The 20,774-nt window shown below is 74.3% G+C and carries 14 protein-coding genes; 3 read left to right on the top strand and 11 right to left on the bottom strand.

All coding sequences use genetic code 11. The features are described 5' to 3' along the window. Positions 1 to 4: 4 nt before the first annotated feature. The 4 genes from DQE82_RS05215 to DQE82_RS05230 all read right to left on the bottom strand — a co-directional run bounded on the left by DQE82_RS05215 (position 5) and on the right by DQE82_RS05230 (position 3,473). Positions 5 to 1,402 (bottom strand): TfuA-like protein, encoded by a 1,398-nt coding sequence (locus tag DQE82_RS05215; protein ID WP_113972112.1) that lies wholly within the window; start codon positions 1,400 to 1,402, stop codon positions 5 to 7. Continuing rightward, a complete protein-coding gene (locus DQE82_RS05220; RefSeq protein ID WP_043327001.1) occupies positions 1,395 to 2,561 on the bottom strand; it encodes a YcaO-like family protein in 1,167 nt (388 codons plus the stop codon). The genes DQE82_RS05215 and DQE82_RS05220 overlap by 8 nt, the downstream gene beginning before the upstream one ends. Positions 2,562 to 2,591: 30 nt before the next feature. Continuing rightward, a complete protein-coding gene (locus tag DQE82_RS05225; RefSeq protein WP_043327003.1) occupies positions 2,592 to 2,966 on the bottom strand; it encodes a hypothetical protein in 375 nt (124 codons plus the stop codon). A gap of 144 nt (positions 2,967 to 3,110) precedes the next feature. Next, on the bottom strand, positions 3,111 to 3,473 hold the full coding sequence (locus DQE82_RS05230) for a hypothetical protein (RefSeq protein WP_147265124.1): 363 nt from the start codon (positions 3,471 to 3,473) through the stop codon (positions 3,111 to 3,113). Positions 3,474 to 3,840: 367 nt separating this feature from the next. Here DQE82_RS05230 and DQE82_RS05235 point away from each other — a divergent pair, with 367 nt between their 5' ends. Then, positions 3,841 to 4,587, top strand: coding sequence for a MerR family transcriptional regulator (locus tag DQE82_RS05235; protein ID WP_158559965.1), 747 nt, complete (start codon positions 3,841 to 3,843; stop codon positions 4,585 to 4,587). A 7-nt stretch (positions 4,588 to 4,594) separates the two neighbouring features. Here the strand turns inward: DQE82_RS05235 and DQE82_RS30775 are convergent, their stop codons facing one another. From DQE82_RS30775 to DQE82_RS31365, 7 genes are all read right to left on the bottom strand, one after another. Further along, positions 4,595 to 7,627 (bottom strand): ATP-binding cassette domain-containing protein, encoded by a 3,033-nt coding sequence (locus DQE82_RS30775; protein WP_199495940.1) that lies wholly within the window; start codon positions 7,625 to 7,627, stop codon positions 4,595 to 4,597. A 24-nt stretch (positions 7,628 to 7,651) separates the two neighbouring features. Beyond that, positions 7,652 to 9,835, bottom strand: a complete 2,184-nt coding sequence (locus DQE82_RS05245; RefSeq protein WP_113972115.1) for an NHLP family bacteriocin export ABC transporter peptidase/permease/ATPase subunit — start codon at positions 9,833 to 9,835, stop codon at positions 7,652 to 7,654. Further along, the gene (locus tag DQE82_RS05250; protein WP_064448581.1) at positions 9,832 to 10,641 is read right to left on the bottom strand and encodes an HlyD family efflux transporter periplasmic adaptor subunit; all 810 of its coding nucleotides are present in this window, start codon (positions 10,639 to 10,641) and stop codon (positions 9,832 to 9,834) included. The genes DQE82_RS05245 and DQE82_RS05250 overlap by 4 nt, the downstream gene beginning before the upstream one ends. Then, a complete protein-coding gene (locus DQE82_RS05255; RefSeq protein ID WP_113972116.1) occupies positions 10,638 to 12,143 on the bottom strand; it encodes a SagB family peptide dehydrogenase in 1,506 nt (501 codons plus the stop codon). Before DQE82_RS05255 ends, DQE82_RS05250 begins: the two co-directional genes overlap by 4 nt. 35 nt (positions 12,144 to 12,178) lie before the next feature. After that, the gene (locus DQE82_RS05260; protein WP_113972117.1) at positions 12,179 to 14,455 is read right to left on the bottom strand and encodes a TOMM precursor leader peptide-binding protein; all 2,277 of its coding nucleotides are present in this window, start codon (positions 14,453 to 14,455) and stop codon (positions 12,179 to 12,181) included. A 140-nt stretch (positions 14,456 to 14,595) separates the two neighbouring features. Continuing rightward, positions 14,596 to 15,621 carry a hypothetical protein gene (locus DQE82_RS05265; protein ID WP_147265125.1) on the bottom strand — a complete coding sequence of 342 codons (1,026 nt, stop codon included), beginning with the start codon at positions 15,619 to 15,621 and terminating at the stop codon, positions 14,596 to 14,598. A 151-nt stretch (positions 15,622 to 15,772) separates the two neighbouring features. Beyond that, on the bottom strand, positions 15,773 to 18,637 hold the full coding sequence (locus DQE82_RS31365; RefSeq protein WP_113972119.1) for a LuxR family transcriptional regulator: 2,865 nt from the start codon (positions 18,635 to 18,637) through the stop codon (positions 15,773 to 15,775). A gap of 493 nt (positions 18,638 to 19,130) precedes the next feature. On the opposite strand from DQE82_RS31365, the gene DQE82_RS05275 reads away from it, so the two are divergent. Continuing rightward, complete coding sequence (locus DQE82_RS05275) at positions 19,131 to 20,291, top strand: peptidoglycan DD-metalloendopeptidase family protein (RefSeq protein ID WP_113972120.1); 1,161 nt, start codon at positions 19,131 to 19,133, stop codon at positions 20,289 to 20,291. Positions 20,292 to 20,330: 39 nt separating this feature from the next. Next, positions 20,331 to 20,771, top strand: a complete 441-nt coding sequence (locus DQE82_RS05280; RefSeq protein WP_113972121.1) for a hypothetical protein — start codon at positions 20,331 to 20,333, stop codon at positions 20,769 to 20,771. The last annotated feature ends 3 nt before the right edge of the window (positions 20,772 to 20,774 follow it).

Genomic DNA, 20,774 nt, shown 5'->3' on the forward strand with positions numbered 1-20,774 from the left:
CTCCTCAGCCGACCCGGGCCGTGCAACCGGCCGGAATGTCCTCCTGCGCGCCCTGCGCCACCGCCGGCAGTCGCGGGGCGCCGAACGCCTTGACGTACGCCACGATCGGCTCGGCGGCGTACCGGAACGACGCCAGGCCGTCGAAGCCCCGGTCCCACGCAGCCGACTCCAGCCCGTCGGCGTCGCAGCCCCACAACCGCGCGAAGCACTCGTCGACCACCTCGGTGCGGAAGTGGAGCCGGCCGCCCGGGCGGCGGTGTCCCGTCGTACGCGGGACGAGCGTCTCGTTCAGCGACGCCGCGGTCGCTGCGACCTGCCGCGCCGCGGCGAGCAACGCGGGGGTACGCAGCGGCGCCGCGACCATCCACAGCGCCAGGCTGCGGTACGGCGTGGTGCCGAACGCCCGCACCAGCACCCGCAGCACCGCCTCGCGGTCGCCGATGCCCCGTTCCCGGTCGGTGAGCCAGTCCCACCCACCCGGCGCCGTGCCGGTCAGGCCGCGCTCGCACGCCGCCTGGTGGGCGCGTTCCTCGACCGCCGGGTCGGCGATGTCGACCTCGGCCAGCCCGGCCAGCACCCCACGCCGGTGCCAGGCCGGCGCCTCGGGGTGCAGCAGCATCAGCACCGCCGCGGCGTCCCGGTCGCTGACCCAGTGCCCACCGACCGGCTTCCCGGCGAACCGCGACCGCCAGCTGTCGAGGAAGCGGGTGTGGAGGTTGTCGATCGGCTGGTCGCCGGCGTGCGCCGGGCACAGCTCCGGCGCGTCGTCCGCCGCCATCGACAGCAGCAGCCGCGCATCGGCGCCCTTGGCGTCCCAGGGGTCGCGCCGGCGCCAGGTCAGGAACCGGTCCACCACGGCCGCGGCCCCGGGTGGCGCGGAGCGCTCCAGCGCGCGGTACGACCGCCGCCGGAACGGCAGGTCCCGGGCGACGTCCAGCAACAGCGTGGCCTCGGCCTGGCCGAGCACCCCGGCGGCGACGGCGCGGCGCAGCTCGACCCGGATGTTCACGAGCGGCTCGCTCAACGTGCGGTGGCCCTCCTCGGCGGGCCCGTGCACCACCGCCACCTCGTCGTCGCCGGTGACGACACCGTCGCGGTAGAGCTGGAACACCTCGCCCACGCCACGCATGCCGAACGGCCACAGCTCGGCGGCGCGCAGCGCACCCATGCTGGCCGCGCCGGCCACTGTCACCCCGCGGTCGAGCAGGTCGAGGATCTCCCGGTGGCGTACGGGCGGGTGTTGCAGGAAGAACCCGTCGACGACGAGGACCCGGTCGCCGGGGCCGACGTCCAGGCGGAGCAGGTCGCCGTGCGCGACGGGCGGCAGCACCACCGCGTCGGGCAGCAGCCGGCCGACCTCGTCGGCCGGCAGGCTCGGACCGATGAAGACGACGTCAGTCACGGGGCACTCCTGGTCGGGTACTCAGGGCCCGCTCGTCGAACATCCGCAGGCCGGGGGCGAACACCTTGCTCACCGGGATGCCGATGTCGTCGTGCGTCAGGTCGACGCTGAACGGCTCGACGCCGGTTATCCGCTGCACCCGCGACGCGAGCTCGCGCAGCACCTGGGTCACGTCCCCGGCGGGCGGGGGGTCGCGGCGGACCGGCCGGACCGGCCGGTCGACGGTGGGTGGCGGCACCGGCGGCGCGCCGACGTCGTGGTACGCGGTGGCGTCGATGTCGTCCCGGGCCCCGGAGACCATGACCAGCCGCGACTGTGCCGCCTCCGACATGGCCCGGCCGACAGCGATCTCCGGATCCACGTGGCAGCCGAAGCCGCCGAAGGTGACCGGCAGGTCGGGGGACCAGATCGAGGCGGCGTAGCAGGGCACGCCGACCGCGTTCGTGATGTCGCAGACCTCCACCCAGCAGCCGGCCCGCACCAGCGCCTCGTGCACGGTGCGGGTCATCGCGTTCGTGGCGGTGCCCGGATCGGTGTAGGTGCGCTCGGCGAGCGGCGAGGTGCAGTAAGGGGCGATGCAGTCGCGCTCGACGACCTCCAGCAGGGCGTGCAGGCTGGCCTCGGCGAAGGTGTTGCCGGTGGCCAGCCCGTTGCTGCTGGGGGTGAACAGGGCGCGGTCCCAGCCCCGCCGGACGGTGAAGTCGAGTTCGATCGTGGCGCGCGGCACCAGGCAGGGCGCTCCGGTCACCAGCCCACGGCCGGCCACCCAGTCGAGTTCGACGGCGGGGGTCAGGGGCGACCGCTCCGCCAGGTGCAGCCACCGGACGTCGTACGGCAGGTCGAGCGCCTCGGCCGGGGACCGGACGGCGGTCCCCGGCCGGAGGTTCTCGGCATGCCAGGACTCGATGCTCTCCATCACCGCGCTGACCCGGGACTGCGTCGCCGTGGCGCCGGTGCCGACGCTCACCGCCATGGTGGCTCCGACCGGCCGGTAGGCGACGTGCACCGGTAGGCCGATCTCGTCGAGCCGGGTGATGTCGGCGACCCGGGTGATCCGGAACCGGTCGAGCATGCCGCCGACCCGTGCCCAGGTCTGCTCCACAGTGGCCGTCCGGTAGGTGCCGGATCGGAACGCGATGGTCTCGGTCGTGTCAGTCATCGAGGCTCCCGGCGGGGTGCGGAGGGGAACTCAGACGATGAGGACGGCGATGATGTTGACGTTGTTGTCGGCCGCCGGCGCTACGCCGCCGGCGACGGTCTCCAGCTCGGCCTCGGTCAGCTCGTTGAGGTCGACCAGCGGCACCTCGGGCACGTGCAGCACGTGCCGGCCGGGCGTACCGGACCAGTCGGCGACGATCTGCTCCTTGGTGTAGAGCGTGGCGGGCTGGGCGCGGTCGACCTCGACGGTGGCGCCGGGGGCGACCGGTAGGCCGGCCGCCGTCGCGTAGCCGGTCGGGTCGGCGAGGAGCCGCTGCAGTTCCTCGTCGCTGCGCCACACCGCGGTGACCAGTTCCGAGTACTTGGTCACGAATCTCGCGCCGTATTCCTGCTCGTCGTTGCTCATCGTTCGGTCCTTTCCTGGGGCTGCGGGCCGGGCGGTTAATTGCTGTGGCGAGAACGCTAGGAAGATCGAGGTTCGGCAATCAAGGATTTCCGCTGACTGCCATCAGAATCTGCCGTGCCGGCCGGCGGGCGGCAGACATCGGTGTCAGGTGCAGCAGCACGGGCAGCAGCACGCGCAGCTGGAGTCCAGGCCGGCGACGACGCTGTCCAGCTCGTCCTCGGCCAGCTCCGCCTCGGCCACCGGCAGCAGCGAGGGCACGAAGAGCACGAAGGCGCAGCTGGACTCCGCCAGCTCCCACGACTTGACCTGCACCTCGAGGTCCGGATCGGCGTCGGCGACGTCCCGGACCACCCGGACCTGCACCTCTTCGGGCAGGTGAAGGCCATAGCCGGCGAGGAACCCCCGCGGGTCCCGGTCGAGCGCCTGCTCCTTGGCCGGGTCGGCCCAGACGTCGGCGACCAGCCGGCTGTACGCGGCCACGAAGACCGCTCGATCGACATTTGTCACACCCCTGCTCCCTTCGACGGTCGGCCGCCCACGACGACACCGGGGGCGGCGACAGGCAGCGCGGGAGGGTCCGGGCCGCCGGTTCCGATTCATCGTGGGCCACCGGCCGTTCCGGCCCGCCCGACGAGTGGGAATTTCATCGAATGCGGCCGCGACAGGTCCGCGCCGCGGCGAAAGCCGGGTAATGGAAATCAACGGCGTGACGCGGATTGGCGATTCTAATGATTGTCATCAGTGTGAACAAGTAGTAATTCCTCGCCTGTCACCCGCGCGGCGCCCGCACCTACGCTGCGATCGTCGGATCGCCCACTGTGACAGCGGTCCGGCGGCTGCCGTGTTCCGTCACCGAGTGCTGCCGGAGGCCACCGTGACCATCGACGAGGTGACGACGACACCCGGCGGCCCGGCCGGGTACAGCGTGGACGAACTCGCCCGCAAGGTCGGCATGTCGCCGCGCAACATCCGCGCCCACCAGGCCCGGCGGCTGCTGCCCCCACCGGTTCGGCACGGCCGGGCCGCGCTCTACGACGACTCCCACGTCCGCCGGCTGGACGCGATCCTCGCCCTGCAGCGGCAGGGCTTCAACCTGGTCTCGATCGAGGCCATGCTCGGGGTCCGGGCCGGTGACGAGGCGCCGGACGGGCTGACCGCGATGCTGCAGCGCCTGGCCGCCGACCGTCCCGCGCTGGCCCATGCGCTGACCCGGCACGGCGTGATCGGACGGGCCGACGACGGCACCGTCCGCACCTCCCGGCCACGTCCGCTGCGCGCCGCCCTGGACCTGCATCGGGTACGGGTGGGCACGGTGCCGGCGTTGCAGACCCTCAGCGAGGTGCTGGACAGCCTCCGGCCGGTCGCCGACGATCTGGTCGCCGCCGTCACCGCCCGGCTGCTGGCCCTCGCGCCGGAGCTGGTGCGCAGCGGCAACCGATCGTCCTGGGCCGACCTCGACCGGGAGACCCTGCTGTTGACCCAGGGCGTGGTCGGCGTGCTCACCGAGGCGTTCCGGCTGGCCGTGGAGAACCAGGCCGAGGCGCACGTCGCGGAACTGCTGGAGAACCACCTCGGCACGGACGTGTGCGTGGAGGACGGCGCGGTCATCGACAACGGCTGACCGGGCCTCAGCCCGTCGCGGGCTGCCCGTCCGGCTGCCGGCTCTCCACCACGGCGTCGGACCGTTCCGGCTGGTCCACGAGTTGCCGTCGCGCCAGCCGGTGGAACAGCCCGTCGGGCTGCTCCATCAACTCGTCGTAGGTGCCCCGCTGGACGATCCGCCCCGCTTCGAGCACCACGATGGTGTCCGCCGCGCGGACCGTGGACAGCCGGTGGGCGATCACCAGCCGGGTCGCGGCCAGGTCCGCGGTGCTCCTGGTGACCACCTCCTGGGTCCGGTTGTCCAGCGCGCTCGTCGCCTCGTCGAGGAAGATGATCCGGGGCCGGGGAGCCAGCGCGCGGGCGATCAGCACCCGCTGACGCTGCCCGACGGAGAGCGTCCCGCCGCCGAACGGCACCATGGTGCTCATCCCCATCGGCAGCGCCTCCAGGTCGTCGGCGAGGCCGGCCATCCGCGCCGCCTCCCAGACCTGGTCCAGCGGGAAGCTGCCGGCGCCGCAGATGTTGTCCCGCACCGAGCCGGCGAAGAGCTGGCCGTCCTGCAGGACCACCCCGCACTGCCGGCGGACCGCGTGCACGTCGAGTTCGGCGAGGTCCTGGCCGTCGTAGAGCACCGCGCCCTGCTGCTGGCGTTCGAAACCGAGCAGCAACCGGAGCAGTGTGGACTTCCCGCAGCCGCTCGGCCCGACGATGGCGACGAACTCACCCGGGCGCACGTGCAGGTCGATGTCGACGAGCACCGGCGGCTCGTCCGGCTGGTAGGCGAAGGTGACCCGGTGCAGTGCGACCTCACCGCGCAGCTCGCCCGGGTCCACCCGGTCCGGCCGGGCCTCGGGGTCGGCGCGCAGGATGTCCCGCAGGCCGCCCAGGCGGGGCACCGCCGCGATCACTTCGACCCCGGCCGACACCAGCACGAGCAGCGCGCCGAGCAGCATCGCGAAGCTGACGTTGAGGACGAAGAAGTCGGCCGGCGTGACCCGGCCGGCGAGCGGTCCCATCAGCACGGCGAACAGGACCAGTTGACCGGCGACCGGCAGCACCGTGGCGAACGCGACCAGGCCCGCCTGGCTCTGCCGGACCCGTTGCAGCGCCGCCCGGGCCACCGCGGCCACCTCCGACCAGCGGGCGTGCGCCCGGGCCTCGGCGGCCGCCACCTTGATCTTGACGATTCCCCCGAGCAACTGGTTGGTCATCGCCGCCGCCCGGTGCTCGGCCGGAAGCGCGATCCGTTGCCGGCGGACGATCAGGACGGCGAACGCGCCGAAGGCCAGCATGGTGACGGCGACGATCCCCGCCCCCCACAGCCCGAGCACGGGCTCGACCACCAGGAGCAGGCCGAGGGTCACCGCGACGGTCGTGGCCGCGGAGACGAGCTGCGGCAGCAGCGCGCTCAGCGCCTCGCCGACGAACGAGATCCCCAACATCGAGTTGGCGATCTCACCACTGCTGCGACCGGTGAAGAACCGGGCGGGCAGCCGCATGAGCCGGTCCCAGAGCGCCAGGTGCGCGCCGGACTGCAACCGGCCCTCCAACCGCAGCAGCCGCAGGTTCTGCACCACGCCGACCAGTCCCGCGACCACAGCGGCGCTGAGCATCAGCGCGAGGAAACCGAACAGGCCGTCCACCTCGCCCTGCCGGGCCAACTGGCCCAGCACCTCGCCGGTGGCCAGCGGCACGCCCAGGCCCAGCAGCGCCACGCAGGCGGCGGCGATGAGCAGCCCGCGCACGTCGCGGGCCGCACCGACGAGCCCGGCCCGCAGCAGGTGGCGCATCCGGGCGGCCTGCGGCAGCGGCGCCTGCACCTGGGTCGCCTCGGCGGCGAACGTCGCGGCGATCGTCGCGTCGATCGGCCCGTACGCCCGGGTCTCCGGGTCGACGTGGTGGTAGCGGCCCCGGCGGAACACCAGCGGCACCGCGACGGCACGGGACGGGTCGTCGCCGGTCCGCCACCCCACGAGCGGCCCCAGGTCCCGCCGCCACCACCGGTCCGGAAGCCGCACCTCGCGCAGGAACAGGCTGGACGCCCGGGACACCGCACGCACCGCCACCCGGTCGTCAAGTGGCGTGCCGCTGCGGTCGGCCGGCTCGTTGACCGGGCTGCCCATCCCCTCGGTGACCACCCGGACCACCGAGGCCGCCCGCCCGTACCTGTCGAAGCCGGCCTCGGTGTCCGGAACCGGGAGCGAACCGCCCGCGCCGATCACCCCGAGCGACCGGCGGGCCGCCGCGGCGAGCACCTCGGCGTCGATCTGCCGGCGCCGCTCCACGCCGCTCAGCAGGGCCACGTCGGCCTCCTCGACGCGGGTCTCCACCATCCGCAGCAGCCGCACCACGTGCTGGTCGACCGCCGACCGGAGCTGACCGCTGACCAGCAGGTCCCAGCTGCCGTGGCTCTCCACCGCGCACGGCGACTCGGCCACCACCCAGTCCCGCTCGGCGACCAGCAACAGCTCCCGCTCCCCCGACATCTCCGCCGGACCGCCGTCGTTGCGGCGCAACTGCCCGCCGGCGCTGCGCAGCCACCAGGCACCGCCGGTGGAGACGAGGGCGCTCCCCTGCGCCAGCGACACGATCTCGCGCCCGCTCAGGGTGGACGCCTCCCGGGGCGCCTGCCCGCGGCGCAGCGCGTCGGCGACGGCCACCAGCACCAGGTCCACCGCCGCGACCAGCTCCGCCGCGGCGCGCCGCGCCCGCGGCGACACCTCCTCGTCCGCCGGGAGGCCGGGCCGTACCTGCCGCTCCAGCAGCGACAGGTGGGGCCGGGACAGCCCGCGCAGGTCCGTGCCGGGCAGCGGCACCAGGATCAGCTGCCACACACCGATCGCGGTGGACGTCGGCACCAGGCCACCCGCCGGCAGCCGGGCCACGTGGTGCCGGCGCGACGGGTTCGTCCCGGCCCGGCGCACCGCGAACAGGTCGGCCTCGCCGCCGGTCACCAGCCAGCCCGCCACCGGGTCGTCGAGGCGGCAGACCTGGCGTACGCCGTCGGCGCAGAAGCCGATCAGATTGCCGGGCGAGGGATTCTCCACCGCGCCGCTCATCAGCGTCTCCTCGGGTCGTCGTGGTCAGTGGTCCCGGACCAGGCGCGCGTACGCGCCGTCGCGGGCGACCAGTTGCTCGTGGGTGCCGCGCTCCACCTCCCGGCCGCCGTCCAGCACGACGATCAGGTCGCAGTCGCGGACCGTGGACAGGCGGTGGGCCACGATCAGGCAGGTCGCCCCCCGCCGCCGCAGGTGCCTGTCGATCTGGCGTTCGGTCTCGGCGTCCAGCGCGCTGGTCGCCTCGTCGAGCACGAGAACCCGGGGATTGCGGACGAGCGCGCGGGCGATCTCGAGCCGCTGCCGCTGCCCGCCGGAGAAGTTGCGGGCGTTCTCCCGTACCGGGCTGGCCAGGCCGCCCGGCCGGGCCGCCACCTCGTCGTAGAGGCAGGCGTCGGTCAGCGCGGTGACGACGTCCTCGTCCGCGACGGTGAGGTCCCACATGGTGACGTTGTCGCGCACCGTGCCCTCGAACAGCCGCTGGTCCTGGTCCACCATGGCCACCGTGGCCGCCCAGAGGCCGTCGTCGCTCCCCGGCCGTTCGAGGCCGTCCACGGTGACCCGCCCGGTCCACGGGCGGTAGAGCCCGGCCACCAGCCGGCCCACTGTCGACTTGCCGCTGCCCGACCGCCCGACGAGCGCCACCCGGGCACCCGGCGGCAGGTCCAGGCTGAAGTTCTCCAGCAGCGGCCGGCCCAGCGGGTTGTAGCCGAAGGTCACGTCCTCGATGCGCAGGTGCCCCTCCATCGGCGCCAACGGCCCGGCGGGCCGGTCCCCGGCCGACGGCAGCGGGTACCGCTCCACGTCCCGCAGCCGGTTGAGGTCGGCGCTCATGTCCTGCAGCCGCGAGCCCAGCGCGGTCAGGTTGCCCAACGGCCGGTTCATCGCGGCGGCCAGGCTCTGCATGCCGACCAGCACGCCGACGCTCATCGCCTCCGCCACCACCTGCCGGCTGCCCAGCCCCAGCAGCACGGCGGTGGTCCCGGAGGCGAGGAACGCGGGCAGGACGGAGAGCACAGCGGTGGGCACCCCCAGCCGCTGCTGGCGGGTGGCGACTGTGGCGTGGCGCGCCGCGAACCGGGCCACGGCGCGTTCCTCCTCGCCACCGGCCTTCACCGTCTCGATCATCTGGACCGTGGTGTAGACGGTGGTCACCAGCTTGCTGCGGTCCGCCTGGAGCCCGGCGACGGCTGTCGACCGGGTCGAGGCGACGTAACGCAGCACGCTCACGTTCAGCCCGGCGAGGACCGCCGCGCAGAGTCCGAGCAGCAGGTCGTACTGGCAGAGCAGCGCCCCGTACGCCAGCACCAGGCCGGTGTCCACCACCGTGGTGGCCGCGCGGCGGGTGAGCACCTCGGCGACCACCTCGTTGCCCCGGACCCGCTGGCTGAGGTCGGCGGCCTGCCGCTGGTCGAAGAAGGCCGGCGGCAGCCGCAGCAGATGTCGGAAGAACCGGGCCGCGCTGCTCAGGGCGAGCGCCGTCTCCGCGCGTACGGTCAGGCGTTGCTGGAGCAGGCCGGCCAGGAAGGTCAGCACGGTGGCCACCGCCACCGCCGCCACCAGGCCGGCGAACGCGGCCCGGTCCTCCTGGAGCAGCACCCGGTCGACGAAGACCTTCGCCATCACCGGGATGGTCAAGCCGACCACGGCGATCAGCAGGCCGAGCAGCAGCATCTGCGCGATCGCCGAGCCCGGGCCGCGCCACCGTTCGGCCAGCGCCCGCACCAGCCGGTAGCGGGTGCCGCCCGGCCGGAACTCCGGGCCGGGCTCCATGGTGAGCGCGATGCCGGTGAAGGCGCCGTCGAACTCCTCCCAGCTCACCGCGCGGGGGCCGGTGGCCGGATCGTTTATGAAGACCTTGCGGCCGAGCCCCTCCAGCACCACGAAGTGCTCGAACCGCCAGAACAGCACCGCCGGCAGCGCCACCGTGGCCAGGCCGGCCAGGTCCATCTGGAAGCCCTTCGCCACCATCCCGTACCGGCGGGCGCCCCGGAGCACAGTGGCCGCTGTGGAGCCGTCCCGGCTCACCCCGCACACCCGGCGCAGCTCCTCCAGGGGTACGTGCCGGCCGTGGTGGGCGAGCAGGATGCCGAGCGCGGCGGCGCCGCACTCCACCGCCTCCATCTGGATCAGGGTGGGCGTACGGACCCGTCGACGCCTGATGCGGGGAGGCTCCGGCGTTCCGGTGGCGGCGGTCGGGGGCGCGCTCATCGTCCCAGCAACCAGTCGATCGGGTGTTCCTGGTCCACTGTGAACCAGGCGGTGACCTCGCTGGCCGAGTTGAGCTGGAACGGCGGCGGGGACTTGGTCCAGCGCAGGCCACCCGGGGCCGCCGGGTCGGGCTCCAGGGTGACTGTCACCCGGACCACGCTGCCCCGGGCGAGCAGCCGCCGGACGTCCGGCCCGGTGCCCAGGAAGGCGCGCAGCGAGGCCTCGGTCTCCGGGAAGGCGCCGATGGTGGTCACCCGGCCGGCCAGGGTGCCGAACACGTTGCGGGGCGCCGCCGCGGCGGCCACCTCGACGGGTACGCCCGGTTGCAGCAGGGGCGCGGCGACGGCGGGAGCGTAGACGACGGCCTGCAACGCGTCCCCGGCGGTGTCGAGCCGTTCCAGGTCGGCCAGGTGCGTGCCGGGGGTGACGATCTCGCCCTCCGAGACCAGCCAGGCCACGACGTACGCGTCACCCGGCGCGTTCTCCACCCGCACCTTGCCGTCCATGGTGCGCAGGCTGTAGAGGGGCGTGCCCTTCGTGACCCGCTGGTGCGGCGACGCCCACACCTTGGTGACCTGGCCGCTGTCGAGCGCGTCGAGGGCGGAGATCCCGTTGGAGTGGATCAGCACCCCGGCGGCCTCGACGGTCCGGGGCACCACGGTACGCACCGACCAGACCCCGGCGGCCACCACGACGATGACCAGCGCCACGGTGGCCAGCCAGTTCGGCACCGTGGTCAGCCGGACCGCGCGGTCGAGCTGCTCGGGCGCCTCCAGCTGACGCAGCGCCTGCCGCCGGAACTTCACGGCCGGGCCCCCGTGTCGGCGGGACGGCGGGAGCCGAGCAGGAAGTCGGCCACGCTCGGTTCGACGAGCGGATCGAGCCCGGACAACTCGGCGAAGGCCTGGGAGTCCCCGGCGCCGAGGGCGCACGGCGCCAGCCCCATGGCGGTGGCGACGAGGTACATCTGCTGGGTCAGCACACCCGCGTCCTTGAGAATCATGGCGTAGCTCATCCCTTCGTACTTCCACATCAGCCGCTGGACCCGGGCGGTGACCACCAGGACCGTCTGCGGCGGCCGGGGCATGGCGCCGGCCGCCCGGGCGTACGCCAGCAGCCGGTCGGCGGCCGCGCCCCAGCCGGCGACCGGCTCCAGCCGGTGCCCGACGCCGTCGTAGTGGTAGAGCCCGGGGTCGAGCCCGGCGCAGCGTGCGACAAGCGGATAGATCTCCAGCTCGTAGACGCCGCCGCCGCCCGGGTAGGGCCGGTGGCCCACCTCCTGTCCACCGGCCTCGCCGACGACTGTGGTGTGCTGCGACCGGTACAGGAACTCGGCCAGCCGTTCCAGGGGCAGCGGCGCCGTGTCGTCGTGTTCGCGCACGCTGCGCCGGTCCGCGACGACCTGGCTGAACGCGGGATCCGCCTTGGCGATCGTCGCCAGGTCGGGCAGCGGCAGCTCGACCGCCCGGCCCCCGTCGTACGGGCGGCGCAGCGGCTGCGGCGCGAAGCGTTCCCGCATCCGGTAGGTGCCGCCCACCGGCAGCGCGTGCCGGCCGGCCCGGGAGCGGTGGTGCAGCCGCAGCTCCTCCGGCGACCAGTAGGCGAGCGGCGCGTCGTCGTGCTCCGCCTCGTACTCGGCGTCGGTGACCAGGATCCGGGCGGTGGCCAGCTCGTCGAGCACCCGCCCGGCGGCCTCCGGCGGCACGCCGAGCATGCGGGCCACCGTGTCGGGTCCGAGGCCCGGCACGGCGGCGGCCAGCACCGCGCCGGCGGCGGCGTCGGCGCAACCGACGGTGAGGGTGCTCAGCGACGACGCGGCCATCAGCATCCCCCGATCGTGCTGGAGGGTGGCGAAGCGGGAGAGCCGGTAGCGGACCCCCGGGGTGTGCGGGCGGCTCTCCGGCAGGCTGCCCCGGCCCAGCCCGGTGGGCACGAGGTCGAGCAGCGCCCGGTCGTCGACCTGGACGCGGCGCTCCAGCCAGGAGTGGGCGAGCAGCCGGCGCAGCAGCAACTGCGCCGGCAGCACCCGGCTCTCCCCCTCCAGACCGCTGATCAGCCGGCCGACCTCGACGTCGCCGACCCAGTCGGCGGCGAGGCGCAGCAGCAGCGCCCGCCGGCCCATGCCGGGTCGCTCCAGGGTGAGCCGGAAACGGGTCTGCCGCAGCAGCAGCGAGCCGTCCTCACCGAGTCGCAGCTCCGCGTCACGGCGCAGCCGGTACGACTCCTGGACCGGAGGACCGCCGCCGGCGCCGTTCACGACGACCGCCGCCGACCGGTCGGGTCCGCCACTGTGGTCATCCCCCACCATCCCTTCCACGTTCACCGGCGGGCCGGGAGCGCCGGCTAGAAGAACACGTTCAGCGGGTTGGCCGACGTCTCGTCGGCGGCCAGCGGGTCCCGGCCGAGGCGGCCCGGCACGTCCCACAGCCGACCGGGGCCGAGCCGGCGCCAGAAGTGCCGCAGGCCCGGCACGACGACCTTCACCACGGCCAGGTCGACGTCCGGGCGGGACTGGTCGACGACGATCACCTCCAGGCCGGCCCGCTCCGCCCGGCGTACGCACCGGCGCACGTCGTCGCCCACGTCGCCGGTGGTCAGCGTCGGGTGGTCGGCGGCGGTGCGCGGCGGCCGGGTCGGATCCGGGGACAGCCACTGCTGTTCGGCGACCCGCACCGTGCCGAACCAGCGCGCGGTGTCCGGTTCGTCGCCGCCGTACCGGTTGCGCTCGGAGGTGGGTCCGGGCACGGCGGGCAGGAACTGGTTCACCTCGGTGAGCGCGCGGGTCAGCGCGACCCGCGCGTCCAGGTGCGCGCCGAAGCCGACCAGGACGTCCTCCGTCCCGCCGTCGGCCCGCCGGGACACCGCGGCGAACGTGGGTACGCCGAGGTCGGCGGTCAGATCGAGGGCCCACAGCTCGCGGCTCAGGGCGGTGGCGTGGTGGTCGACGCAGGCGGTGGTCCACGGGTCGGCGAACGAGGCGAGGTCCACGCCGGGCATCCGGGAGCGGTGGTACCACCACAGGGCGACGCTGTCCCGCTCCACGAGTTCGCAGAAGCCCTGCAGGATCGCCTCGGACAGGTTGCCGCCGGCCGCGCAGCCGTTCGAGTCGGCCGAGCACACCCCCAGACCGGTCAGCTCCGGGTGGCCGTACCAGCAGTACGCGGCGGGCAGCTCGCGCGGCGTCTGCCGGGTCAGCGACCAGCCCGTCGTCCAGTCCAGCTCCACGTCGTCGGGCAACGGGCGGGGAACGCGGTGCAGGTGGCCGAGGTCGCGGTTGAGCCGGTCCCGGTCGGCGTACTGGCGGTCCGAGAACAGCAGCAGCTCGCGCAGGTGCACCGCGCGGTCTGGACCGAGCTGCCGGTAGGTCGCCCGGTGCACCGGTCGGTCGCCACGCCACACCCCGCAGTAGCGCTCCACCGCCTCCCCGATCGCGCTCATCCGGGCCTGGAGGTCGGTCCGGCCCTTGCCGCCGCTCTGCCCGCGCAGGTTGCGGCGCAGCCCGGCGAGCTCGCGGGGCTGGGCGAAGTTGTGCCCGGCGGAGTAGGTGTGGGTGACGCCGTTGTCGGTCGCCTCCAGCGGGGTCAGCCGGCTCACCACGCCCAGGTACCGGCTGACGTGGTGGGCGAGTGCCGCGTACGTCTCGGCGGGTTCCCGGGTACGGGAGTCTCCGGCCCGGCTGGGCTGGGCGCCGCTCGGCGGCAGGTCGATCCGGGGCTCGGCCTTGCGGACGAGGTCCGGGTCGCCGCACGCGGGGCACTGCGGTTGGCGTACGAGCTGGTGGCTCTCCGTGCTCAGGTCCCGGGTGTCCAGGGCCACCATCCGGCCGGTGAGGCGGGGCGACGTACCCCGCACGGCGAGCACGGCGAGTTCGGCGGCGAGCAGGCCGGCGGCGGTGGTGGCCAGTCCGGGCAGGACCGCCCGTCCGGGCTGCGGCAGCGGACCGGCCAGGTCCTGCCCGCCGAGGAACGCGTTCACCTGCTCGTTCTCCTGCCAGCGTTGCCGCAGGCAGGCCCAGCAGCCGGTACGGCCCGGCACCAGGTGCGGGCCGAGGAAGACGACGTTGCCGTGCGGCCGGGCCAGGGTCCAGGCGCGACCGGCGGCCAGGTGGCGGTCGTTCATCGACGCCAGCCGGGGGTCGAGCATCGACGACGGCAGCACCAGCACCTGGGCGTCGTCCGGGCCGGGGTCCGGTCCGTCCGGCCCGACCACTGTCACGGCGAGTCCGAGGGCGCGCAGCGCGTCGGCGGTCTCGGCCACCCGGGGCGCCCCGAGGTCCACGACGGTGACCGGGCCACCGGCCATCCACCGCCGCCCCGCCTCGGGCGGGACGCCCCGGGCGTCCCAGCCGGCGGCCTCGGCCGGCGAGGTGTGCGCCGGGCCGGACGTGAGCAGGCCGTGGTCACGCAGCCGGGCGAGGGCGGTGGCGACGGCGGCGACCGGGTGCCGGGTGGCCAGCCGGGCCACCACGTCGGCCAGCGGCGCGGCGCCGTCGAGCTGGTCGGCCAGGTCCGCGGCGACCGGATCGTCGACGAGCAGGCTGCGGGTCTCCCCCAGCACCACGAGCGGGCCGTCGGGCAGCCGCACCGGCACGTAGTCCGATCGGAAGCGCGGACGCCACATGGTTCCTCCCGAGCCTGGTGGCCGGGCCGCGGGTACCACCGGCCCCGCCGGCGATCACGGCTGCTGTCATCGTCGCGGTCCGCGGCCTCCGATCCCGAGTGATGCCACCGGTTTCTGCCGTCGGCGGGGTCGGTGCGCGGTCAGCCGGCGGTGACCGTCAACGCGGTGTCGTTGAGTCCCAGCACCGACGTGCCGGTGGTCTGCGCCGGTACGAGCAGCAGGAAGGTCTCCACCCGGTTGACCCGGATGGATTTTCCGCTCACCGCCGTGCGATGACCGGTGGCGATCAGGTCCGGGCTCTGCGGCACCATCCGGACGGTGGCCGGACCGCCGGGCGCCGGGCGCAGCGTGTCGGTGGCGTGGACGGTCAGGAAGGTCAGCGTGCCGGTCGGCGTCGTGACCGCGCAGTCCGACCACTCCGCCCGGTCCAGGGTTCGCCGGACCTCCGCGCCGACGCCGGCGAGTTGCTGCCCGTAGACCTCCCAGCCGCCGGCGAACTGGCCGTCGAGCAGCGGGCTGGACGCGATCAGGGACCGGTTGCCGGTGGTCGACCCGATGCTGCGGGCGAACACCTCGGCGGCGAGCGCCCGGCGGCTGGTCTCGTCCAGGGCGGTGCCGCCCTCGGTGGCCGGCCGGCCGTCGATGCTCCGGGCGGCCACCAGCGCAGGCTGGGTGACCTGGACGTTGTGGCTGAGCTTCCACTGGCCGTCCGTGCCGAGCACGAACTGGCTGACGTCGGTGGGGGCCAGCTCTGAGCCGGCCAGCTTGAGGGTGGCCGTGACGAGGAAGCACGCCGGGTCGCCGGGCGGCACCGCGAACGCCGGGTTGATGTGCTGGAACGACGGTTGCGCCTGCTGGTTGTAGGCGGCCCGGCGGACCGCGGCGACGCTGAGGTCCAGCGAGGGCGGAACCTCCTGGGTCCGCAGCGTCTCGATGTCGCCGGCCACCGAGGCGGCCGAGTCGGCCTGGTCGAAGGCGGTGAGCACCAGCGCGGCCCGGTCCCGGCCGAAGCCGGCCGAGCCCTCGGGCGCGGGGGTGGCCGCGTCCACCGGTTCGCCGCCACAGCCGGTCAGCATCAGCAGCGCCGCAGCGGCGGCGGCGAACGGCATCGCCGGCACCGGCGCGGCGAGGGTACGCGGGCTCCTGACGGATCTTCTGCCCAGCATCTCGTCCTCCATCCACAGCCGGTGCGCGGGAATCGCGCCCGATGCAGTCGAGTATGTGAGCGACCGTCGGCCCGGGCCGGTGGCGGCGCGGCCTCGTGCTACCCGGTCCGCGGGCGTTGCACGGAACGATGTCATCCGGCCCGGACAGCGGTCACCGATCGGTGTCGTCGAGCCGGGCGACCCAGGCGACCAGGCCCGACCGGGACGCGACGCCCGCTTTGCGGTAGATCCGGGTCAGGTGCGCTTCCACCGTGCGCGGGCTGATGTTGAGCTGCCGCCCGATCAGCCGGCTGGTGACTCCGGTCGTCGCCAGCCGCGCGATGTGCCATTCCCGGTCGGTCAGCGCGGCGGCCTCGCGCGGGCCGACCGGACGCGCCAGTCGCAGGGCGACCCGTTCCGTACCGCACCACCCGGCCAGTTCCAGCGCCCGGCGGCGGGCCCGCGCCGCCGGGCCGGGCTGGTCCGCGGCTTCGGCCGCCCGGGCCAGGGAGGCCAGCGCGAGGCTGCGCCGCAGCGCCATGCCGCCGGAGCGGAACAGGTCGGCAGCGGCCTCCAGGTGGAGCTGCGCCGCCGGGACCTCGCCGCGGGCGAGCAGCACCTCGCCGTACGCCGACTCGGCGAAGCCCCGCTGCCCCGGCAGGCCCACCTGCTCCGCCTCGGCCACCGCCTGCCGGGCCTGCTGCTCGGCGTCGTCCACCTCGCCCGCGGCGAGCGCGGCGGCGCAGAGCAGCTCGTGCCACATCGGACGGAGGGTGGTCTGGAGGCGGCTGAGCCGGCTGTCGCCGCCGGCCGAGCGCACGAGTTCGGCACAGGTCGCCGGATCACCGGCCAGCAGCGCCGCCGTCGCCAGCGCGGTCGCGGCGGTACGACCGCACCAGGTGGCGGGGTCGGTGGCGATTCCGACGGCGCTGCGGGCCAGCGCCACCGCCCGGTCGTCGTCCCGAGGACCGCCACGCCAGGCGGTCGCCTCCGCCTCGAACGCCAGGGCGAAGCTCAGCAGGTGGCGGCTGCCGATGCGCCGGGCGACGATGCCGGCCTCGGTGGCCAGTCCGATGGCCGTGCTCAGCCGGCCGGCGTGGTACGCCACCTCGGTGCGCGCGAGCAGAAGCTGACACAACCCGTCGTCGCGGTGCGAGGCGCGGACGAGCGTCAGCCCGCGGTCGAGGTGCCGCACCGCGTCGGCCTGCCGTTCGAGGTACAGCTCGGTCAGGCCGAGCGCGGTGAGGCAGTCGGGGTGGTCCCGCAGGTCCCGGTCCGGCAGCGAGTCGACGATCCGGGCGCCGGCGTCGAGCAGCCCACGGGCGTCGTCGAGCGCGCCGTCGTGCACGGCGGCCAGGCCGCGTACGGCCAGGAGGCCGGCCCGGTCCACGCCCGGGCCGCCGGGATCCGCGGTGAGCGCGTCGGGCAGCCCGGCCACGGGGCGGCCGGCCAGGATGCCGGCGACGCCGATCTCGGTGGCGAGCCGGTAGCCGCCGGCGGGCCCGGTGCCGGCCGGCAGCGCGGCCAGCTCGCGCCGGCTGATCGCCACCGCCTCCGCGTAGTTGCCGAGCAGGCGTTCCACGCGCGCCCACAGGGCTACCGCCTGGGCCCGTCGTCCCTCCGGGTCGGCGGGGAACAGCGGCACGATCTCCTGGAGCAGGGCCCGGCTCTCGGCCAGGTCGCCCGCCTCGCCGGTGACCTGGGCCAGCGCGAGTGACACGTCGCGGCGACGTTGGGCTTCACCGGCCGTCGGCCGCAGCGCCCGCAACGCCAGCCGCAGCCAGCGGATGGCCAGGTCCGGTGTCTCGCGCCGGATCTCCTGGGCGGCCCGGGAGAGCACGTCGACGCAGCGTCCGGCCCAGCGGCCGTTCGGCAGGGCGAGCAGACGCTCGGCGTAGCGGGCCCGGTCCGCGGCTGGCGCGCCCAGGTCGACGAGCGCGGTGAGCGCTCGCGCGCAGGCGTCCACCCGCCACGCCGGGTCGGTGTCCTGGGCGACCGCCATCCGCAGCACCGGGTGCCGGAAGGCGAAGCGTCCGGTGCCGGGGACGCGGCGGATCAGGTCGAGCCGGGCCAACCGCCAGCCGGCCGCGACCGCCAGTGCCGCCGGCACCTGCGCGACCTCGGCCAGCAGGTCCGGGGCGAAGGGCGCATCCACTATCGCTCCGGCTCGCAGGCAGGCCAGTTCGACGGACGGCAGGTCGGCCCACTCGCGGCGCAGCACGGCCACCGCCGCGTCGGGCAGCCGAACACCAGGCGCCTCCCGGAGCGGGTCGGCGGCGGCCGGAGCGGGGCCGGCCGGGAGCGCCGCCAGGTAACCGGGGTTGCCGCCGGTCAGGTCGTACCGGGCTCGCAGCTCCGCCTGGTCGACGTGGGGGTGCAGGAGCGCGACCTCGGCGAGGCCGAGCGGGCGGAGTTCGATCCGGTCACGGGACGTCGGTTCCGGATCGGCGTTCTCGTCGGATTCCGGTGGGCCGAACGGCATCGGGGTCGCCATCTGGCGCGGGCGGTAGACGAGCACGAGCAGCAGCGGCGCGGGCACCGGATACCTCAGGAGGTGGGCGATCAGGCCGGTGGAGGGGGCGTCCGCCCAGTGCAGGTCGTCGAGGACCAGCACCAGTCCGTCCCGGGCGGCCAGGCCGATCAGCCGGCGGGCCGCCTGGTAGGTCCGGAACCGCCGGGCGTCCGACGCCGGTGGCACCGCGCCCGCGGGCTCCGCCCAGGTCGGTGCGGGTCGCCCGGCACGCAGTCCGCGGCGGGGTGGCTGGCCCTTCGTGAGGGCGTGCCGGAACACATGGAAGGGAACTCCTCGCTCGTCCGGCGCGCACGTCCCGACGGCCCACGGGACCGTGGGGGCGCATCGTTCCAGGGCCTCGCGGACGAAGCGGGTCTTGCCGATGCCCGGCTCTCCGACCACTTCGCAGACCATCTGCCGGCCGTGGCCGAGCGCGGCGGCCTGGGCTTTTCCGATACGCGCCAACTGTGCTCCCCGCCCGACGAAGCACGGGCCCGTTGGCGCATTTTCCAGCCCAGGTGTCATCACGCAGATCAGACGCTTTCCGGCACTCCATAGGGGATGGTCGCACTATACCGTCGGGAGCATCGGGAGATGTCGAAGATCTCGAATACGGCAGGCCTTTGTTTCACCGGATGTCGGAACGCCGATTCTTTCCGACATCGCACCACAACCCACAGAAAGGGACTGGTCACCACAATGACGGAACGATACCGACATCACTACGATTAGGTGCGGCCGCATGAACCACCCGAAGCGGTCAAATCTCTACTCCACCGTCGGCCGGCATTGTCACTTCCGCGAATCTTTGAAGGCGGATCAGAAATGGCGACCGGAAACGGATGCCGCGCCGTCGAGCCGCGCGCGACAGCGCCGGCCTCGGAACCCCGCCACCCGGAAGATCCACTTCCGGGTACCCCCGATGCATAGATCCTTCACCGTTGCATCGATAGTCGTAGACAACTTTCACCACCGTCGATAGCCTCCATTCAGTGACACATGTCGATAAGGAGGCTCCATGCGACGGCTCATGCTCTCCTGCGCCCTGGCGGCCATCGGCGCCTGGGCAACAGCCCCGGCACCCGCGACCGCCGCTCCCCGCCCGGCACCCGGCCCCGTCGCCGACGCCGTGACCGCGAAGCTTCTCGGCTCGGCCGACGCCGCCGCCCGTACGGCGGACGCGCAGCAGGCCCGGATCAGCGTCACCCGCACGAACGGCCGGTGGGCCTTCGGCACCGCGGTGCTGCCGGCGGACCGGTCCGCCGACGCGCACCCCACCGGCTCGGTCTTCCTCGCCCGGGCCGACGCCAGGGGCTGGACCGTCGCGTTCGACGGGGAGGCCGCGTTCGGCGACCTGGCCGCCGCGTCGCCGCTGGTGAGCGAGACCGAGAAGGCCGTCTTCACCACGCCCGTCACACCGACGTACGCGGGCAGCGACTTCCGTACCGGCATGGCGCTGCCGTTCGCGGTCGGGCAGACGTGGACGCTCACCTCCGGGCCGCACGGCTGGGGCGGCGCCGCCGCGCCGTGGAGTTCGGTCGACCTCGCCGGCGGCGACCAGGTCGTCCGCGCCGCGCGGGCCGGCACCGCGTACACGATGTGCACCGGCTGGATCCGGGTCATCCACGACCGGGGCTACTCGACGGACTACTACCACCTGTGGAACAGCATCTCCGTCAACGGCGCGGGCGTCGCCCAGGGCGCGTTCCTGGGCAACACCGGCACCGATGTCACCTGCGGCGGCTCCGCCACCGGCCGGCACGTGCACTTCGGACTGCGGCAGAACTCGGCGTACGTCCCGATCGCCGGGCACGGCATCGGCAAGTGGGACTTCGTCAGCGGCGCGGCGGCGTACCAGGGCGGCGCCCGGCACGGGTCCGCCTACGTCGGCGCGGGCGGCGGCGTCTACAACTACGGCGCGCTCGGCTTCAACCAGGGCGTCGTCGACGCCAACGGCGGCGGCACGCTGACCCGGCGCTCCGGACCGGGCACCGGGTACGGCGTCCTCGGGTCGGTCGCCGACGGCGCCACCGTCACCGTCTCCTGCTCCGCCAACGGCACCTCGCACACCGGCCGCTACGGCACCACGGCGCTGTGGGACCGGCTCAGCGACGGCAGCTGGGTGTCCGACGCCTACCTCTCCACCGGTGTAAACGGGCCGATAAACGGCTGGTGCTGATCGTGCGCGTGGATCATGGCACTGCTACCTTCCGGACGCATGGACGACTCCCCTCGCTGGTACCGCCCGGTCCCTGACCTGCTGCTCACGGTCGGCAGCGCCACCGCGCTGCTCGGCTACCTGATCCCGTGGTTCCGCGCCAGCCGCATGCACCAGTGGTCGTACTCGGGCTGGGCCTATCTGGAGACCGAGGGCGGCTGGACCTGGCTGGTCGTGGTGGCCCTGGCGATTGCCGTCCTGGCCGGCCTCTGGGCCGGGCGGAGCGTGGCGTGCGCCAAGCTCTCGGTCGGCGCGGCGGTGGCCGGGATGTTCCTCGCCGGCGCGGTGGTCGCGGTGAGCCTGGGCGCGCTGCCGGAGCGCGACAGCATCAACTGGGTCGGTGAGCTGCCGTTCGAGATGGGGATGCCGCTCATGGCGGTCGGATTCGGGACCGTCGTCGCCGGGGCGCTGGGCACCGTACGCCGCCCGGTGCGGGAGTGACGC

The sequence above is a fragment of the Micromonospora sp. LHW51205 genome, from assembly GCF_003315815.1.
Classification (GTDB): domain Bacteria; phylum Actinomycetota; class Actinomycetes; order Mycobacteriales; family Micromonosporaceae; genus Micromonospora; species Micromonospora chalcea.